At 33.8% G+C, this 13,927-nt stretch carries 15 protein-coding genes; 2 read left to right on the top strand and 13 right to left on the bottom strand.

The genetic code is table 11. The features are described from left to right. Positions 1 to 76: 76 nt before the first annotated feature. From BFG57_RS03705 to BFG57_RS03735, 8 genes are all read right to left on the bottom strand, one after another. The gene (locus tag BFG57_RS03705; protein ID WP_069716124.1) at positions 77 to 646 is read right to left on the bottom strand and encodes a DJ-1/PfpI family protein; all 570 of its coding nucleotides are present in this window, start codon (positions 644 to 646) and stop codon (positions 77 to 79) included. Positions 647 to 675: 29 nt separating this feature from the next. Further along, positions 676 to 2,766 carry an ankyrin repeat domain-containing protein gene (locus tag BFG57_RS03710; RefSeq protein ID WP_069716125.1) on the bottom strand — a complete coding sequence of 697 codons (2,091 nt, stop codon included), beginning with the start codon at positions 2,764 to 2,766 and terminating at the stop codon, positions 676 to 678. Positions 2,767 to 2,784: 18 nt separating this feature from the next. Continuing rightward, positions 2,785 to 3,618, bottom strand: coding sequence for a type 1 glutamine amidotransferase domain-containing protein (locus BFG57_RS03715; RefSeq protein WP_069716126.1), 834 nt, complete (start codon positions 3,616 to 3,618; stop codon positions 2,785 to 2,787). Positions 3,619 to 3,702: 84 nt separating this feature from the next. Beyond that, complete coding sequence (locus tag BFG57_RS03720) at positions 3,703 to 4,122, bottom strand: ester cyclase (protein ID WP_069716127.1); 420 nt, start codon at positions 4,120 to 4,122, stop codon at positions 3,703 to 3,705. A 309-nt stretch (positions 4,123 to 4,431) separates the two neighbouring features. Continuing rightward, positions 4,432 to 5,895, bottom strand: coding sequence for a phosphatidylinositol-specific phospholipase C domain-containing protein (locus BFG57_RS18265; protein WP_083249051.1), 1,464 nt, complete (start codon positions 5,893 to 5,895; stop codon positions 4,432 to 4,434). Positions 5,896 to 6,158: 263 nt separating this feature from the next. Then, complete coding sequence (locus tag BFG57_RS19380; RefSeq protein WP_281186599.1) at positions 6,159 to 6,290, bottom strand: hypothetical protein; 132 nt, start codon at positions 6,288 to 6,290, stop codon at positions 6,159 to 6,161. 124 nt (positions 6,291 to 6,414) lie between these two features. Next, complete coding sequence (locus BFG57_RS03730) at positions 6,415 to 6,993, bottom strand: hypothetical protein (RefSeq protein ID WP_069716128.1); 579 nt, start codon at positions 6,991 to 6,993, stop codon at positions 6,415 to 6,417. A gap of 65 nt (positions 6,994 to 7,058) precedes the next feature. Then, the gene (locus BFG57_RS03735) at positions 7,059 to 7,649 is read right to left on the bottom strand and encodes a hypothetical protein (RefSeq protein WP_069716129.1); all 591 of its coding nucleotides are present in this window, start codon (positions 7,647 to 7,649) and stop codon (positions 7,059 to 7,061) included. Between the two features lie 417 nt (positions 7,650 to 8,066). Here BFG57_RS03735 and ccsB point away from each other — a divergent pair, with 417 nt between their 5' ends. After that, positions 8,067 to 9,248 carry a c-type cytochrome biogenesis protein CcsB gene (gene ccsB, locus BFG57_RS03740; protein WP_069716130.1) on the top strand — a complete coding sequence of 394 codons (1,182 nt, stop codon included), beginning with the start codon at positions 8,067 to 8,069 and terminating at the stop codon, positions 9,246 to 9,248. A gap of 212 nt (positions 9,249 to 9,460) precedes the next feature. Here the strand turns inward: ccsB and BFG57_RS03745 are convergent, their stop codons facing one another. Next, the gene (locus BFG57_RS03745; protein ID WP_069716131.1) at positions 9,461 to 10,033 is read right to left on the bottom strand and encodes a hypothetical protein; all 573 of its coding nucleotides are present in this window, start codon (positions 10,031 to 10,033) and stop codon (positions 9,461 to 9,463) included. 187 nt (positions 10,034 to 10,220) lie between these two features. On the opposite strand from BFG57_RS03745, the gene BFG57_RS03750 reads away from it, so the two are divergent. Further along, positions 10,221 to 10,781 carry a hypothetical protein gene (locus tag BFG57_RS03750; protein WP_069716132.1) on the top strand — a complete coding sequence of 187 codons (561 nt, stop codon included), beginning with the start codon at positions 10,221 to 10,223 and terminating at the stop codon, positions 10,779 to 10,781. A gap of 131 nt (positions 10,782 to 10,912) precedes the next feature. On the opposite strand, the gene BFG57_RS03755 is transcribed toward BFG57_RS03750, so the two are convergent. Genes BFG57_RS03755 through BFG57_RS03770 form a run of 4 tightly spaced genes read right to left on the bottom strand, consistent with a single transcriptional unit; the run spans position 10,913 to position 13,594 of the window. Continuing rightward, positions 10,913 to 11,788 (bottom strand): ABC transporter permease, encoded by an 876-nt coding sequence (locus BFG57_RS03755; RefSeq protein WP_069716133.1) that lies wholly within the window; start codon positions 11,786 to 11,788, stop codon positions 10,913 to 10,915. Position 11,789: 1 nt separating this feature from the next. Further along, positions 11,790 to 12,713, bottom strand: a complete 924-nt coding sequence (locus BFG57_RS03760) for an ABC transporter ATP-binding protein (RefSeq protein ID WP_069716134.1) — start codon at positions 12,711 to 12,713, stop codon at positions 11,790 to 11,792. A gap of 18 nt (positions 12,714 to 12,731) precedes the next feature. Next, the gene (locus BFG57_RS03765) at positions 12,732 to 13,145 is read right to left on the bottom strand and encodes a DUF3021 domain-containing protein (protein ID WP_069716135.1); all 414 of its coding nucleotides are present in this window, start codon (positions 13,143 to 13,145) and stop codon (positions 12,732 to 12,734) included. After that, positions 13,145 to 13,594, bottom strand: coding sequence for a LytTR family DNA-binding domain-containing protein (locus BFG57_RS03770; protein ID WP_069716136.1), 450 nt, complete (start codon positions 13,592 to 13,594; stop codon positions 13,145 to 13,147). The genes BFG57_RS03765 and BFG57_RS03770 overlap by 1 nt, the downstream gene beginning before the upstream one ends. Positions 13,595 to 13,927 lie beyond the last annotated feature (333 nt).

Genomic DNA, 13,927 nt, shown 5'->3' on the forward strand with positions numbered 1-13,927 from the left:
AAAAATAAACAGTAGTTTAACTAACCATCAGAGGATGTAGAAGGCCCCTCTGATGGAAATTTAACTTTATCGGCACTCACTTAGATTCTAAAATCTCAATAATTTTTGCGGCAAAGAGATTACAATGCCCACCTGTACGTCCAGTAACAAGGTCACCATCTACAACAATATCCTCATTACAATATTCCAGTCCGTATTGCCTCGCATCGGAAATCAAATTATTATGAACAGTTACTCGTCGACCACGAATGACATCGGAAATGGGTGACATAAGCCACATACCATGACAGATGATCCCTTTTATAATATTCTCGTTTTCAAATGCTCGCTTCATAAACTGTGATGCTGGTGGAATTTGTGTAACATCCTCCGAATAACGTAAACGGTCAGCAACGATTCCTGAAGGGATGATAATCGCATCATAGGAATTAAGCTCTTCATCACTCATTTCCTCAAAGCTCTCATTACATTGAATAGGAGCTTTGTATTCATGTCCATGAAACTGAAGCTCATCTTGCCCCCAAAGCCTCGTTAAGAAATGAAGCTCTGCTCCTTCTTCAGGAAACCGAAACTGATAGTAAAAGATTTCTTCCTCGAAATAATCACTTTCAATCAAAATTCCAATTTTCTTATTTTTCAGTCTCATTATTTCCTCCTAAGACATTAATTTGATCGTTAGAGTAAAGAAAGATTTTTTATCCCTAACGCTTCCATCACATCTAACGCTCTACTCTTATATACAGAATCCTGCAATGCTTTTCTTGCTAGTTTTTCAGGAGATGTACCCGTATGGTCTTCAATATCATACCTAGCACCCTTCGAGATACACCATATTATTTGCTCTAAATGACTTTGTAATGTATCTTCTGAAGCAGTTAATGCACGGTGAACCGTATCTTGTAGAGCGGTTTGACCGTTAATAGACGGTTTTTCATTCAAAGCAGCTTGAAAAGCAAGTGACTTCATATACTTCAATATTTTCTTAAGAATAGGAAAATGATTAAGAACAGCAGCACGAATAACGGCATCAACAGCCATCGGATGTTTCTCTGGAATATCTGGATCTGCTCCGTGTTCCAATAACATCGTGACAACGTTCAATCTAAAATCAGCTATATCCTTTGACGTATCAACACCTGTAATCGCAGCAATAATGGGAGTTTCACTTAACGGTCCACCTAAACAGTTCATATCAAATTCAGGATGGGCGAGTATTTCATTCATACGTTCTAACAAATGTTGCTTCACTGCTTCAATATCATCTGCCGTTTCATCGTTCAACATTTTGAAGCTATTCGTTATCTCATGAATCAAGCGATCGGTTAATTGCTGTTTTAATTGGCTTTCTTCAACAGTTGTTGGAATCGAAATGTCAGTGAGCAGCTTTTCTAAATAACTGGCACGTTCTTGTTCTGTGCTCTTATCGTATTTTGTAAAAAGGGCTTCCATTTCTTTATTGCCCCATAGCTTAGACATCGTTAATCCGTTATAACCTCTCACATTCGTTGCTGTCGTTAACTTAAGTCGTGCTTGTTCTATTTCTTCTATATTCTCTTTCGGAATAGACAAAATTTTGCCAATATCTTCAAGTAACCACTTAGCAAGAGTTAAGTGCTTTTCTGAACCGAAAAAAGCCGCCTGCAACAAGATGTTGTGACCGTTAACCAGACTAATATCATAGATTTGTTCAGGTGTATCCCTTAAAAGAAGTTTCACAGTTTCTATTTCTCCTGACTGACCAGCCCAAAATATTGCCGATGCATCCGCTGAATCCAATCGTCGTGTACAATCTGCTTTTTTCGCATTAGGATTATCATCAGATAACAGCAGCTTCACTATCTCTGCTTGCCCACGAACCGATGCCGCCATTAACGGAGTCCATCCTTGCAAGTCGGTTATATCTGGATCTCCCCCAGCTTCAAGCCACTGTCTCATCATTGTTACGTCTCCACACTTTGCTGCATGAAGAACAGGTTCACAAATCCAATTTAAAATACTCACACATTGATATGTTGTGTTCGCATTTGCAGCTTGATTAGGCAATGCAAAAGCATGACCATCACACATTTCCATAATCCAATTCGTTAAGCTTGTGATTTGAGGGCGAACTTGTAATAGATCTAAAGCTCTCATGACACAATACGTCGTCCAAAGATCAGCTTTACCTTCTTCATTTGCAAATCCACCGCTTGCTACTTGTCCCGATAAGAGCAAGCTTTTAACTGTTTTTGGATTTTTCAATGGTTGCTTTATACGTAACAATGCACTTGCAGCTATCGCATTGTATAAGACTGAGTTACCGAATGAACCATCCTCCTCTTCCATTTGGCGGAAGAAAAGGATAGACGATGTTGGATGAAATGGAACTTTACACTCATCAATTACACCGATCAGCATAAAATGCTCCTCGCAACTAGTCGCATGTTCACTCATGAACGCTAATGCTCTCATGACACTATCGTTTAAAAAACCTTTGGCTCCAATCCCATGAAGAATAAGTAGTCCAATAGCTGTACTAAAAACGCTAGGTTTCCCAGTCGATGGATCTAGGAAACCTCCTGTCGCTTTGTCGTATAACGAGGTTATATACGTAAAAAGATCATCTGGTCGATGTGGTGTATGTCCGAAAAAGTCTAGCGCTTTGATGACACTAAGGCTTGGCTGAGGTAAACCAGGGTCATGTAAAGTATTCTTGAAACCACCTTGTTCTGTTTGCAGACTGTGCAAAAATCTAACTACTGTTTCCCGTTGATTCATTTTTAGCATCGTTATCCACCTTAATCGTTATTTCCAACCATACTTTCGAACGCCTTCTGTTAAGCATTCTACTAGGACTTTTCCACATAAATCAGACGAAGCAACTGATCGGCTCGTTAGGAATGGATAATCTAAAATAACAGATGTTTTTCGCCCGACATTACCATGAAATTGTCCGTTCTGGCCTACTGAGTCCCTAAGGATATACTCAAGCGAAAAAGGTGGAGCACCAAAGTTCAAGTAATCGCCATTTGCTACAATTGACCAACCATCCGTATAATCGTATTCCATCGTATGTCCTGTTACATGCTTACCTGCAATGATGCTCTTACGGGAGTCTAACTCTCTTGCAAAAGCTAAACATGTTACTGTATAACATTCAGCTGCAATAGGTTTATCAGCATAATAGAATCCTAGAATTAAATCGTGAATACGCTGATTGTTCACCATATCTACAATTGGACCACTTCCACCAACTAATAATAAGGCATCATAATCACCCAGATTCTCCCACGCTTTCGCTCGTTGCTCATAATACATTTCTAAATGTCCGATATAATTGTCTGCACTTAAATATGGTCTAACAGGAAACCAATCTTTAAGATTCATGCGATCTGCAAACAAGACACCCCAATCTTGTCTTTCACCTATCTCTGCTAATGCTGAGCTTGTCACGGTGCGACCAAGTGGGGGGTCAACATACGTACTATCTAGACTCGCTCCATCTGGAAAAGGTAATTGACCAGTAGGTGTCACAAAGTCCACTTCAAATCCAGCATTTTGTAAATGTTTTAAAGGAAGCATTAACTCCTCTACCCAAAAACCATGCTCTGATAATGCAATTAACACTTTTTTTGTCATATTAACGCACCTCATTTATATTCTTTGTTTAGAATGAAATTTAGAAAATAATTATCGATCAATGAACAAACTCTACTTCAACAATCATCCTTCACCACTTAATTGATGGGCTGCTGTTTCCCAATCTTCACAATGAAACAATTCAATAATTTTTCCGTTTCTAACCCTATGTATATCAAGAGTCATGATAGAGAAAGAACGACCAGAATACGGAACTAGAAAATCTGATTTTGGTGTACCCTTTAGTTCACTTCTAACAGCAATGGAATTACCATCTGCAAGAACTTCAATAATACGAACTTGAATATCTGGAATATGCTCAAAAAACTCTTGTAAAAACTCGCGAGTCTCCCTCTTCCCTCTCCATTCATTGTTCGTGAAATAACCTTTCCAATTATTATCTAAAACGGCAAAACCCTTTTCCCAATCTCTTTTATCTTCACAGAACAGATTATAAAACGGTTGAATAATCTCTCTAGCTTGATTACGTGTTAAATTCTCCATCAAGCATCCTCCTATCAATTGGAAATTAAATACATATAATGATATGATCACATCTTATAATTTATACCCTAGACATTTAGAAAAAAGCTCATAATAATTCCTACCTTTATTTACTATATTGTTGTTATAAAATTAGCCATCTATTAAACGAAAAAAAGACTTGAACACAAATGTTCAAGTCTGACGTAAAATCATATTAACCTTTAAAAATAAACGATCTTTGTTTGTAATTGTACGTTGCTTAACTTATTCAATGAATCATAACGACCTTAAGTGAAGCAAATTGTTATTAACTAAACCTACTCTATTTTATTGCACGCTATAAACATTTACGGTAAACGATTTTCCACCAGTATTCTTCGGATCTGCAATATACACTGAATCATTCTTAACTACTTCCGTATATGAACCATTTTTTAATGAATTAAAGATAATTGGATCTGTTAAAATCGTTACATCCTCTTTCACACTAAAGCTAATTACATCACTTTTGTCATTTTCAGTAATTTCCCAATAGAGTTTTTCTGTATTTGAAGGGATGTCTTCTATTTTGAAATTGTTACTGGAACGATGCTTCTGTCCTGATTGTGGAGAACCTTCTGAGTCAATCGTAGCAATTAATGTCATATTGTCTGTGTTTGGCCCATCAAATACACTGCCTTCGTTAATACTTCTAATTATGTCAACGATATCAGTTTCGTGGAACCAATCCATCATAACAACATTTAGATTCGCATCAGACCATTCATCTTGAACCCAATTCGGAATTTCATTGTTTGCAAGTCTGACCAAATCATGTAGATTATCTACAGCTGTAGCTGAGAATGGATCAAATCCACCTAAAACAGCATCAACAATGAGATCATCATCAGGCGTTAATACACCTTGAAGGACAAAGATTTTATTTTCACTCGCAGACGCAATACTTTCATCTAGCTTGTCCTTTAACACATCGACGTCTATCGTATTAGCCCAATCTGATTGCATATTCGTTTTCCGATCCCATATCCATGTTTGGAAATCATTAGCATACAGATTTCGTATATCTAACTCATCTGTATAACGTTGGTGATCTGTACCATATAGAACAATAACTCTTTTATTCTCACTCCATAACTGCTCTAGTGTAACATCTACACCATACGAAGGAGGAATTAATAAATCACCGAATGTATCTTGCAGTAAATCATTTAGATATTCATAGCTTGTTTCTGTCATCTCATAAAAATGTTGAAAATCTAAAATAACAATTTCTTTTTCATTCTCATCCAAAAATGCTTTCGTATCAGCAATAATTTCATCTACACCTTCACCATACAAGCCATGAAGAGTACGTAAATTTGTTTCTTGAATTTGATAACTATCTAACACTGGTTGCCATACATTCGGCGCAACACGTAAATCAAGATAACGAATTCCTTCATCTAGTTGTTCTTCAATCGTTAAACCTTGTGTTTGTGACCAATCCGCTAGAATCGACTTTCCAACGTGTGCAGCTGTATTTTCCGTTATACTCTTTAAGTCCCAAAAATCAGGACCAGGGTCTCTTGGATCATTCGAATCATCCATCGTTGCAGTACCAGAATCATGTGTACCTGGTAAAACAATATCACGCAAAGCCTGTTTACTAAAATCTGAATTAAACTCACTCACTTGTTCCATCCAATTCGAATTTGATTCTGCTGCAGTCACTACATGATTAGAACTCAAAACTGGTGAAAGTAAAAAAATAATAACAAGTAATAATCGTAATAATTTCAAAGCTGACTTCAATCTTCATGCCTCCTCTTTAATATAAACAAAGTTCTTTCACTATAACTTCAGAATCGACCCTCCTTTATCAGAATTTTCAAACATAATACTGTTCAATTATACCATTAAATTGATTAATCTATTATTTTCATATCTTAATTTTTATGTAAGTCGGTTTCTATGAGACTTTACTTAACAGGCTGCTAAATAAACATAAAACAAAAAGAGTGATGCCATAGGACATCACTCTTTTAATTAACAAATAATTCCGTATAATCAAAATATCAATCTCCATCACAAGTCCATGCACCCTTACATGGGCGAGCTAAATCTTCACTAGCAGTAAACTGAGCCGCTCCAGCATATGCAGTAACAGCAACCGCAGTTACTAATAGAATTCTCTTAAGTTTGTTCATCGTATTCCCTCCTTTCCAAAATACATTTTCGACACGTAAATTATTATACCTTCAAAAAAATGTATTTTTTTCTAAAAAAATACATTTTTATCTACTTTTTATTCAGAATAGAAATAAACCTGTTTTACTCTTCATCCGAAATTACCCACTCAACTTCCTCACTATTAACAAGTGACTCAATAGTTTTTAGATGGTTTGACTCACTTATAATCTGGTGATTTTCAAAATAGTTAGCATCTAAATCAAAATGAATAGTACTAACACTCGTCTGTTTCTCTCCGACTTCATTTGCAACAATTAATTTTATTTCGTATTCTCGCTTACCTCGACTTTCGCGCTCGTTTTCTAGCTTCAAACTTGATAAATCATTTAAAATAGCCGCAATGATCTCGTTATCTTTAACTTGTAAATGAGCTACTTCCCGCTTATCACCAACAAGGTCATTAATCGTAATTTTAACTCTTTCAATAACTGCATCTTCATTAAGCTGATCGTCATATAACTTTGAAAATGATGTGTAATCCTCCTCAACCATTACAAAACTTGAAAAAATCAGCCCTAAAATTATTACAGTGATTGTACTGAACAAGATTATCTTTTTTTTAATAAAAATACTCATCAGAAGCATAGCAAGACCAATAGCTAAAATAACGAAAATAAAATCTGAGAATATCAAAAATAAGCTGTCTAACAAACTATTCATTATTACCCCTCCTAAAATTTAGAAACTTATTATAATTGTTTAATGATTAACCAATTCTGCCAACACTAGTAAACTAATAAATTATGAGATGAAACGATACCATTTGATGTATATATCCCTGCAACATCTATCACATATGTACGAGCACTATCATTAAGTGATGCACTATACCCTGTTTGTGTCCAAATTCCACTAGTTGCTTTAGAAGAAATATCGTTAATTCCCGCGAATGATTGTCTGTCATTGACCTTATCAAGCTGTGTATTAAATGAACCTGCAATGTTTACTGTAGAACTTACACTATTAACATTAGATGATTTTGACTTCATCTTACTAGTAGAACCACCAAAAAATGGAGTAGGTTCTTGTTCTTTATCAAATGTTAATTTTGCTCTATCAATTGCGAATTGTTCGAATTTTTCAGGTTCAATCCAATCTTCTTCAGCAAAATCATTAAAAGATACAACCTTCAAAATCGCCTCTGGATACTCTTCCTTAACTTTTTCAATAATGTTTTCATATTGCTTGTAATACGCTTCTTTTTGCTCATGTGTCAATTCTATAGAAGTTGCAGATGCTACTTTGCCATTTACAAATACGATAAGTATGACAGTTAGAACTGTAATAAAATTCATCATTCTACTATTATTCTTCACATTACGACCCCTTTTTTTACATCATTAGTAAATAATAGACTATATTACATATAACGTAAAGATGCTCATAAAGAAAATCCATCTCTATTTAAAATTAAATAGTAAGAGATATGAACAGCTCGGAACTCTTCAATAACATTTCCTTAGTACCCAACTTTAGTAATATAGGGTAGTAATACGACCTTTAAACATACAGAAGAGACTTTCCAAAACCATAAATAATACATTTAAAGTCTAAAGAATTGTAAATCATTTCACCCGCACGAACTTTTCTCATTCTCTTAGACTTTGAGGTTCAAAAATTAAGAGTATATTCCACACATCAAATTAGTTATATTTACCAAAATGTAAATATACTGTAAAATTATCAACAGTTGTTATTCGACACTTTCAAAAATAACAAAGGAGCGATATTTCATGACTTTACTAAGCTTAAGTAGCAATCTACTATATATAGCTTTTTTTCTTTATCTGATAGCAACCATATTATTTGCTGGTTCAATTAAAAAGTCAGATCAAAAAAGCAAGAAAATCAACTTGTGGTCAAAACTAGGAATTACGATAACTATATTCGGCTTCTTTTCTCAACTAGGATTTTTTATTACTCGTTGGCTTGCTTCTGGGCATGCTCCAGTAAGTAATTTATTTGAGTTCACAACTTTTTTTGGAATGGGATTAGTCGGAGCATTCATCCTTTTCTACTTCATTTATAGACTTCCTTTGTTAGGTGTTTTTGCTTTGCCAGTAGCTATATTACTGATCGCTTACGCAAGTATGTTTCCAACAGAGATCATGCCATTAATTCCTTCACTTCAAAGCCATTGGTTATATATTCATGTAACAACTGCCGCATTAGGGCAAGCTATACTGGCAATTAGCTTTATTACAGGTTTAATATATTTAGTCAAACATGTTGATCAAACTAAACCAAGCCATAAAACATTTTGGTTAGAAGCTATTATGTTCACGTTGATCTGTACACTATCTTTTGCTATCGTTTCAACGCTATTTTCTTCACTAGATTATGAGGTTACTTTAAATTGGGTTGATAAGAATGGGATAGATTCCGAGTTTTCATATACGTTGCCTCCATTGATTGGTCCAAACCAAGGGGAAAGTATTTCTAAGGATGTAATGGACCCTTTGGTAACATCACCAGTAATTATTAATGCTAAAAAATTAAACTCTGTAGCTTGGTCAGTCATAGTTGGTATATTCATTTATGGATTTATAAGACTTATAACGAGGAAAAGGGTTGCTGCAATATTAAATCCGCTAGCACGTAAAGTTAGTTCTGATTTAGTAGATGAGATCAGTTACCGTTCTGTATTAATTGGCTTTCCAATCTTCACTCTTGGTGCTTTAATATTCGCTATGATATGGGCACAAATTGCTTGGACTCGTTTCTGGGGATGGGATCCTAAAGAAGTATGGGCCTTAATTACATGGCTCTTCTACGCTGCATTTCTTCATCTAAGATTATCTAAAAACTGGCATGGAGAGAAGTCAGCATGGCTAGCTGTTATAGGGTTTGCAATCATTATGTTTAACTTAATCTTCGTTAACCTTGTCATAGCAGGCTTGCATTCATATGCATAATTAATAGAAAAATCATGAAGACATAGTGATTGTTCGTAAAAATTAAACATCACAGTTATAACTATCACAATCTTAAAGAATAATATGAATAAGCAAGAAAAGTAAGGTTAAAAAAATTTATATAAAGTGAAATTTTCATCAGTGGAGTATTCCTTCACCCTCCACTGATGGTTAGTTGAAACGTTATAAAAATTCAACTTAACTAATCTAGCTTACTCCTCAGCAAAAAACTTCCACTCAACCTCCTCACTATCTATAAGAGATTCAATTGTCTCTAAATGATTTGACTCACTTGTTATTTTATAAATGTCAAGATAGTTATTATCGAGATCGAAGTTAATCGTACTGATGATATTGTGTTTCTCTCCAACCTCATTTTCAACAAGAATCCGAATCATGTATTCTCTAAACATGCCTCCTATATTACGATCTTTTTTCAGTTTCATGCTTGAAAAGTCTTCTAAAATACTTTTGATGATTGCTTCATCTTCTATTTCTACACTAGCTATAGTCTCTGGCATATTACTAGAAAGGTCATTTATCTCGATTGTTATGCTCTTTACAATCGTACCTTCATTAAGCCTCTCTTCATAAAGCTTAGGAAATGTTGTGTAATCCGTTTGCGCTACAGCGATGAATGTTCCAATTACGAGAATAGTCATTACAATAGACAATGTTTTAATATTTTTTATTACTGTACTAATAAGTAGTGTACCAAGACCAATTGCAACTATGATTAGAAATAAGTCAAAGTAAACCCATAAGAAATTTAACAAGTTACGCATTACCTCACCTCTGTTTTATCTAACTGATCAATGAACCTAGTTTCTTTTCCCACTATAATATCTCCTACATTATCAATTTTTGTTAAAATATATAATATATCGAATTTAATAACATTATATAATAAACACATTAGAATAAATTTTTTTAGAAGTATACTTTAATTTTTCGTTTTTAAGGTGGAGGAAATTGAAGAAGTATAAAATTATCTTATTAGTAGCAATTGTACTTACTTTAGGAATCTGCACATTTATGATCTATGAGAAAACTTTCAAACCTACATCACAAAGTATGGGTTTAACAAAAATATATAAAACTGTCTCAGAAATTAGTAATGATTCAGAACTTGTTATAAAAGCAAGCATATCCAATCATTATGAAGAGAATGAAAGATATTTATCATCTGATCAAAAAAAAGAAGAACGGATATATGATGTAGAAATTATAACCATTTATCAAAACTTAACAAGTAAAGAGATTGCAGAAGGAGATGTTATACGTTTAGCACATACGGTAGAAATCTATATAAATGAGCAGCCTATTTCCCAAATAGAAGGCTTTGGAATAGACATAAAAGAAGGTCATTATCTTCTATTCTTAAATTCCTATACTGATAAGAACACTGGTGAAGTTGTTTATGTACAAAACCCGAAACATATGTATAAAAAAACATGGTGGAAATTTAGAAATATTGCTAGTAAAGAACTTCCAAAAATATCGGAGAAAGAAGTTATGGATGCAATAAAATAGAAGTAATTCAACATCTATTCTTATTCTGTCTTACTAAAGTGATATTATCAAAACCAAAAAGATTTTAAAAATAAAAAAAGGTTGAGTTCCTACTCAACCTAACAAGCTTCCTAATATGTTCGCATATATTGTCATTTATTCTGCTTATTAAATGTCACCATTGATACTGCAATGAACAATATCATTGAAATAATAATAATCCATATACTAGTTGAATAATTTATCAATTGGTTATTCATTTTATAGACAACACCAAGATGTAGCTTATATTCAAGAACTTGTTCAGGTCTAGCATGTTGAAAAACTTTTTGGATAGAATCTTCCATTAACACTTGTCTAAATAAAACGGATATATGACTGACTGGAAAATACATGATGAGATGTTGAACAGCATTTGGTAAACTACCAATTGGAACGTACACACCACACAAGAAACCAATGGATGTACCGACAATTGTGCTTAGTGTTGAAAATGCATTTTGTGAATGAATGAAAAGGACTAATAATAAATTAATTGCACTTGCTAGAGCAACTAATAGGATGATAATGCCCAATACCTTCATTAAATTCACCAAACTTAGCATTGCACTACCTGTTAGCAAAAGAAATAATTCACAGCCTATTAATGCAACTAATGAGTTAAATAAACCAATAATAAATGCATTAACAACATAGCTTAACTGAATTTTAACTCTAGAAATTGGGGCTATTAAGAAATCAGACATTTTTTTACTCTCTTTATCTCTCACCATGATTCCAAAAGCACCTAAAGTTGATGTCACTGCTGTAATTGTTAATAACCCAGCAACCATCCACTCATTTACCATTGATTTTACTGCTTGTGACGAGCCCACGATCTGTTCAACGTGATCGATTTGTGTCTTCTGTAAAAAAACTGCATATAAAAGGATCACAATACCAACAGACAATAACGATAGAAGCACTAGTGTTCGATCACGACGGAAAATTTTATTGTTTCTATTCGTTAAATGTACTAAAACACTCATTTTATGAAACTCCTCTCTCTTCAATAATGTTAATGAACACATCTTCCATACTTCCTTTAACGACCTCAAATGACTCAATATTTCCGTCTAGTTGCTTCAATATCTCATATGCTTCTATCGTTGAATTTAAGTGAAAGTGATAAGCAGATTTGTCTAGCATATAGGAGTACTTGTTCTCCTTTAACCAAACATCTGCATTAAACGTAGACTTAAATGAGATTGTTAATCTGTCATATGCAAAGTGGTCCTTTAATTGTTCAGGTGTACCCTCCGAAATGATGCTGCCATCTTTTAATACAACGACTTGATCAGCTACCACAGCTTCTTCTAAGTAATGTGTTGTTAAAAAAATCGTCATATTCGTTTCCTGTTTTAATCTTTTAATTGCATCCCAAACTAAAATACGTGTTTTCGGATCTAATCCAGTAGTTGGTTCATCAAGAAATAAAATCTTAGGTTTATGAATTAAAGCTCTAGCAATGTCTGCTCTTCTTCTTTGCCCTCCAGATAATGATTTGTATTTCCTATTTTTGATATCATCTAATTTCAAATATTCTGAAACAAATTGGTAGTTTTCGTGAAGTTGTTTTTTACTTAAACGATAATAATAGCCTCTAGTTATGATATTTTCAAAAACAGTCAAACAATCATCTAACAAGCTATCTTGAAATACAACACCAATTTTATTCCTGATTTCTTCATTGCTTTCATCGAGCTTATAGCCATCAATATATACAGTGCCTGATGTTTTTTTTAATAACGTACATAAGATATCAATTGTGGTTGATTTCCCTGCACCGTTCGTCCCAAGAAATGCAAACAAATCACCTTTTTGAACAGAAAATGATATTCCTTTTACTACATGAAATTGGTTATACGTTTTTTGTAGATTGCTCACTTGAATGATTCCTTCTGTCTGCACCACATTCACCTCTTTGTCATTTTATTTTAATTGCTTATTAATTTCTTTCACATCTCGCAAATTTGCCCAATAGATTGCCACATATATGATCAGATAAATAATGAATTGAATCAAAATAAACATAAGAAAACCAACAGGTTCTTCTACTGGATTGTCATACCAATTCCCAACTGCTCCACAGATAAGGACAAGTGTTAAGATAACAACATAGTGTATCGCTAATTTACTTAGAAACGACATACGGTCATTTTGAAAAACAAGTGAAGCAAGACCACATCCTATCCCTAAACTAACAGCTAACAAACACTCTAATAGAAGCTCTTGACCATTAAGCGTTCGAGTTGGATTATTTAATAAAACAATCGTAATGATGATGTAAGAAGCGCTTAAACCAATCAACGCTCCTAGTAGTGCATGTTGTATGATATTCCTCATTACTTCTCCCTCCCAATTCCTAACTTTTTCTTCAAAGCTTTCAAATACATACGGCTAACATGAGCGGTTGTACCATTGTCCATCACAAGCTGCATCATTCCTACCTTTTTCATTTCCATAAAGGAAATTTTAGACACATTTACAAGTGTTGATTTATTTACGCGGACAAAATCTTGTTCAAACAACTCTTCTAGTTCATACAGCTTTCTCTTTGATTCATATTCATCCTCATCAGTTTGAAAATAAACTTTTGCTCCTTCTGAATACATAAAGTAAATATCCAAGGGCTTCAACATGTAAATTTGTTGCTGTGAATACCCATCAATTACTTCTGTATTCGTAGATTTTAATTTCTTCATAAGTTGATCAATCGTATTCGTATAAGCATTCGTATGAATCTGTACTTCAGTTTCTTTATTTTTCTCATCAATAAATAATTTAATTTGCATATGCATCTCCCACCCTTTAAACATAATATAACATCTAAATTTTGTTAAAATTGGTTTTATTTCATATGCGGTCAAAATTGCAAGGTAAGTAGTTCAATACTGTTGATGACTGGTCCATCACTATAAATAAAAAAGCTTAATTCACCTTAAAATGAAAAATCACAAAAAAAGAACCCTTAATCTAAAAATAGATTAAAGGTATCATCATTCATAAAGTGAAACTTCCATAAATGGAGGTATTCCTTCATCCTCCATTTATGGTTAGTTGAAACGTGATAAATCATTACGGTTCTATTATTCACACAATTTTTCATTCTTTTCATCTTAGAAACA

Source organism: Bacillus solimangrovi, from assembly GCF_001742425.1.
In the GTDB taxonomy this organism is placed as follows: Bacteria; Bacillota; Bacilli; order Bacillales; family Bacillaceae_N; genus Bacillus_AV; species Bacillus_AV solimangrovi.

What these genes read in the sequence shown, in the direction of transcription:
- BFG57_RS03705 (WP_069716124.1), bottom strand. Translation starts at nt 646, where the DNA reads ATGAGACTGAAAAATAAGAAAATTGGAATTTTGATTGAAAGTGATTAT.
- BFG57_RS03710 (WP_069716125.1), bottom strand. Translation starts at nt 2,766, where the DNA reads ATGCTAAAAATGAATCAACGGGAAACAGTAGTTAGATTTTTGCACAGT.
- BFG57_RS03715 (WP_069716126.1), bottom strand. Translation starts at nt 3,618, where the DNA reads ATGACAAAAAAAGTGTTAATTGCATTATCAGAGCATGGTTTTTGGGTA.
- BFG57_RS03720 (WP_069716127.1), bottom strand. Translation starts at nt 4,122, where the DNA reads ATGGAGAATTTAACACGTAATCAAGCTAGAGAGATTATTCAACCGTTT.
- BFG57_RS19380 (WP_281186599.1), bottom strand. Translation starts at nt 6,290, where the DNA reads ATGAACAAACTTAAGAGAATTCTATTAGTAACTGCGGTTGCTGTTACT.
- BFG57_RS03730 (WP_069716128.1), bottom strand. Translation starts at nt 6,993, where the DNA reads ATGAATAGTTTGTTAGACAGCTTATTTTTGATATTCTCAGATTTTATT.
- ccsB (WP_069716130.1), top strand. Translation starts at nt 8,067, where the DNA reads ATGACTTTACTAAGCTTAAGTAGCAATCTACTATATATAGCTTTTTTT.
- BFG57_RS03745 (WP_069716131.1), bottom strand. Translation starts at nt 10,033, where the DNA reads ATGCGTAACTTGTTAAATTTCTTATGGGTTTACTTTGACTTATTTCTA.
- BFG57_RS03755 (WP_069716133.1), bottom strand. Translation starts at nt 11,788, where the DNA reads ATGAGTGTTTTAGTACATTTAACGAATAGAAACAATAAAATTTTCCGT.
- BFG57_RS03765 (WP_069716135.1), bottom strand. Translation starts at nt 13,145, where the DNA reads ATGAGGAATATCATACAACATGCACTACTAGGAGCGTTGATTGGTTTA.
- BFG57_RS03770 (WP_069716136.1), bottom strand. Translation starts at nt 13,594, where the DNA reads ATGCAAATTAAATTATTTATTGATGAGAAAAATAAAGAAACTGAAGTA.